The following is a 4,240-nucleotide window of genomic DNA, read 5'->3' on the forward strand; positions in this document are numbered from 1 at the left end:
TCCGAGCATCCAGGATGTCGCTCAGGGCTCCCTTTTCGAAGAACCGAAGAAGCCGGAAGCGAAAAAAGCGAAGGTTTTCCAGTCAAATCCCATCAATGAGGAGTACACGTTCGAGACATTCGTCCACGGCGGGTGCAATGACGTAGCGTATTCGGCGGCCCTGGCCGTCGCACAGGCTGCGGTCAATCCAAAGCTGACGGATACAAATATGAATCCGCTCTTCATTTACGGCCCATCCGGCCTTGGCAAGACGCATCTTCTGCATGCGATCTGCAATTACATCCATGAATACAAGCCGGAGCTTTCCGTTCTTTTCGTGTCCAGTGAAACGTTCACGAATGAGCTGATCGATGCCATCCAGCGCCATGCGACGAATGACTTCCGCCAGAAGTACAGAAATCCGGACTTCCTTCTGATCGACGATGTCCAGTTCTTCGGCTCGAGGGACTCGACGAAGATGGAAATCTTCAACACGTTCAATGAACTCTTCGACAAGAAGAAGAACATCATCATGACGAGCGACCGTACGCCATCGGATATTGAAAAGCTCGAAGACCGCCTGCAGAGCCGTTTCTCGAGCGGCCTTGTCGCTCCGATTTCCCCGCCTGACTATGAAATCTGCAGCATCATCCTGAAGAACCGCGCTGAAAAGCAGGGTATCAATCTGCCGGATGAAGTCGTCGATTACATTGCAAGCCACATCAATACGAATGTCCGTGAGCTGGAAGGCGCTTTCAACAGCCTGGTCATGATAGCCCGCATCAAAGAGAAGCCGATCACACTGCCTTTTGCCATGGAAGCACTGAAAGACAAGATCCCGCTCGACGGCGGCAATACGCTGACGGTCGATATCATCATCGACAAAGTCTGCGACCGCTACGGCGTGACGAAGGAACAGGTCCTCAGCAATGCGCGTCCGAAAAAATATGTCGTTCCAAGACAGATTGCCATGTACCTGGCCAGAAACCTGATCCCGGGCATTTCTTTCCCGGCACTCCGTGACAAGTTCAAAAGAAAGGATCACACGACAGTCGTCTATGCCTGCGAACGCGTGGAAAAGGAAATCAAACGCGATCAGAGCACGAAGGCCGTCATCGATGAACTTACCAAGCAGCTGAAAAGGTAAGAGCTGCCTCTATATAAAGTATTGTGAAGAAACACGGCCCGCAGAGGGTAAAAAACAGTGCATAAACTGTGGATAAATCCAGACCCCCGGAAATCTGTGAAATGTGTGAAGAAGAAAAAAAGTTATTCACCGGGTTTTCACAAAGGCTCAAAATCGATAAAATCTAGATAGTCACAAAGTTATTCACTTATTCACAGCGTACTACTACGCCTGCTACTACTCTCTTATATTATTAGTCATATTTATTAAGGAGCTGCCATGAAGGTCACATTCAACAAAAACGAGCTGACGAGCGCCCTCGACCGAGTCCAGCGCGCAGCACAGACAAAAATCAATTCCAACACCAACAATGGCTTTTTCATTTCTGCTGCCAATGGCATTGTCGAATTCCAGGCAAACGATTACACGATCGGCATAAAAACGACCTGCAGCGCAGACATTTTTGAAGACGGCGTTGCAGTCATTGCTGCGCCCCAGCTGCAGAGTACACTTCGCATGATGCCATCAGGGGATATCGTCATGGAAATGGGTAAAGGAGAAAATACCGTTTCCTTTAAGAGCGGATCCTACTTCTCGAAGTTCCCTGTCAGGAATTCCCAGGATTTCCCGGAAGTCGAGGAAATGGAGCATCAGAATCATGCAGTCATCCGCTGCAAGGATTTCGCTGACATGGTCAGCCTCGTCCAGTTTGCAGCAGCCACTGATAAACAGAAGCCTTTCTTTACAGGCGTACTTTTTGAAATCCATGATTCTCTCTTCGCCATGGCCGCTACCAACACGCACCGCCTGGCTACCAAGGAAATCTCCCTGGATGAACCGGCCACAGCCGCTGGCAGAATCATCGTTCCTGCCGGCATCCTTTCCGACGTCATCCGCCTTTTGCCGGACGGGGAAGAGGAAAAGATGGAAATTTCCTGGTCCAAGAATCATGTCGCATTCACCATCGGCAGCACGTACTTTATCAGCAACCTGATCAACGGCGAATATCCGGAATACCAGAGAGTCATCCCGCAGTCCTTTGATGCCCATGCGGAACTGAATCTCCACGACTTTGCCGAAGCCGTCCGCTTTGTCAGCCCGATTTCCCGCGATGTGAACTACAATACGATCAATTTCCATTTCAAGCAGGGCGTGCTCGAAGTCTTCGAAGAAGATCCGGAAATCGGACGCTCCGATACGTCGATCCCCGTCAAGCTTGAAGGCGATGATATCGACATCACATTCAACTGCAGTTATATAGAGGATATATTGAAGCATTCCAAGGGCGAAACAATCACGCTGCATCTCCTGAAGAGCGGCCCGATGCTCGTGGAACAGCAGGACGACAAGACATACCGCTACGTCGTCACCCCGATGAGAGGAAGAAACTAATGGAAGAAATACAGATTTACGGAGACTTCATCCAGCTTGACCAGTTCCTGAAAAAGACGGACCGGATCAGCTCGGGCGGGGAGACCGGAGACTACCTTGAAGCGCACAAGATCACACTGAACGGAAAGAAGGTCACCGAAAAGAGAAAGAAGCTTCGCGCCGGAGACATGCTCAAGATCGACGGCGACGAATACAAGCTGACCGGAGCCTAGCCATGAAGTGCGTGAAATTCCGGCTGATCCAGATCCGCAATATGGAGGATACGACCATCCTGCCGGATGAAGGACTCACTATCTTCACGGGCGAAAACGGCAGCGGGAAGACGAACCTGATCGAGGCGGTCTATTACGCCTCCATAGGGAAATCCTTCCGCACGGGAAACGACAACGAAATGATCCGGCTGGGGGACGAGGAAGGCACCATCCTCCTCGACTTCACCATCCGCGACGTCTCGCATACCATCAAAGTGAAACTGACGAGGAACCAGGGCAAGAAAATCTTCTTCAACGACAACCCTGTCCGTAAAAAAGACCTCATGGGCCTCTTCCGCACCGTCATCTTCACCCCTGACGAACTCCAGCTCATCAAAGGCGCCCCCGTTTTCAGGAGGCGCTTCCTTGATATGGAAATCTCCCAGGTCTCCCCGCGCTACTATGCCGAACTCCTCCGCTACACCAGAGCCGTCCAGCAAAGAAACGCAGCCTTCAGGAACGCCAGGATGACAGGCATCATCCCGGATACCGACATCTGGGACGAACAGATCGGGAAATGCGCCGCCTACATCGTGAGGAAACGCCTTGAAACCTTGAAAAAGATGAACGGTACCGTCCCCGATATGGAATCCGCCCTTACAGGAAACAGGGAAAACCTCGAAATCCGCTACAAACAAGCCGGATCCGACGAGCCGAGATTCGACGAAGAATGGTTCCTCGAACGCCTCGCTGCCTACCACGAAGAAGACGCCAAATTCTGCCACACCTCCGTAGGCCCGCACAGAGATGACCTTACCTTCTTCATGAACGGCATGGACATCTCCATCTACGGCTCCCAGGGCCAGCAGCGGACAGCCATCCTCGCCATGAAACTCTCCGAGATGGAATACATCAAAGAAGAAACCAGCGAATACCCCGTCCTCCTTTTGGACGACATCGGAAGCGAGCTGGACAGCAAAAGAAGAAAAGCCCTCATGAACTTCCTCGAAACAAGAAATATACAGACCATGGTCACAGGCACCGACGTGCCCTTCGACCATAAGGCGAAGATTATCGAAGTAGGGAAGGAATGAGGGAAAGATAGAAGAGTATAAGGGTACGAAAAAAGGACTCATCGAGAGTCCTTTTTTCGTTGTCAGACTACGCTGACGACACCAGAAAACCGCGATAAAACCGCGTGGAACTTCACCCTTTTCACCAGCGTCAGTATCAAGGATAGTCTGGATCCACCCCGACGGGCAGGTTAAAACCTTTCGTACCGACGAGTTCCGATATTATAAATGAAAACTGTAAAACGCTCATTCGATATTATCCATCAGTAACGAAGCGGAGAACTTTGACCTGCCCCAGCGGGGAAGAAGTACCGGCCAATCTTTTAACTGTTGCCAGGAAAGGGGTGCAGTATTCATTGAGATTTAAAATACAAAAAGGTTCCTCGAGCAGAGCGAGGTTGTACGGGTTTTGCTTTTCTTCCTTCAAATCAAGGCTGCTGAGATAGAAGGATTAAATGAACCCCTTTCGCCTCGCAGGC

5 protein-coding genes are annotated in these 4,240 nt (G+C 50.7%); 4 read left to right on the forward strand and 1 reads right to left on the reverse strand.

From position 1 onward, the window contains the following. The 4 genes from dnaA to recF all read left to right on the forward strand — a co-directional run. Positions 1–1,126, forward strand: a 1,126-nt coding sequence (dnaA, locus tag M3200_RS02920) for a chromosomal replication initiator protein DnaA (protein ID WP_288178100.1), incomplete at its 5' end; no start/stop codon positions are given. A gap of 258 nt (positions 1,127–1,384) precedes the next feature. Continuing rightward, positions 1,385–2,497 carry a DNA polymerase III subunit beta gene (gene dnaN / locus M3200_RS02925; protein ID WP_022382044.1) on the forward strand — a complete coding sequence of 371 codons (1,113 nt, stop codon included), beginning with the start codon at positions 1,385–1,387 and terminating at the stop codon, positions 2,495–2,497. Continuing rightward, positions 2,497–2,709: an RNA-binding S4 domain-containing protein gene (locus tag M3200_RS02930; protein ID WP_022382045.1), complete on the forward strand. Its 213-nt coding sequence runs from the start codon at positions 2,497–2,499 to the stop codon at positions 2,707–2,709. Before dnaN ends, M3200_RS02930 begins: the two co-directional genes overlap by 1 nt. A gap of 2 nt (positions 2,710–2,711) precedes the next feature. Then, positions 2,712–3,782: a DNA replication/repair protein RecF gene (gene recF, locus M3200_RS02935; RefSeq protein WP_022382046.1), complete on the forward strand. Its 1,071-nt coding sequence runs from the start codon at positions 2,712–2,714 to the stop codon at positions 3,780–3,782. A 235-nt stretch (positions 3,783–4,017) separates the two neighbouring features. On the opposite strand, the gene M3200_RS02940 is transcribed toward recF, so the two are convergent. Beyond that, positions 4,018–4,188, reverse strand: a complete 171-nt coding sequence (locus M3200_RS02940; protein WP_288178101.1) for a hypothetical protein — start codon at positions 4,186–4,188, stop codon at positions 4,018–4,020. Positions 4,189–4,240: the final 52 nt, after the last annotated feature.

It is taken from the genome of Dialister sp. CAG:357, from assembly GCF_000435155.1.
In the GTDB taxonomy this organism is placed as follows: Bacteria; Bacillota; Negativicutes; order Veillonellales; family Dialisteraceae; genus Dialister; species Dialister hominis.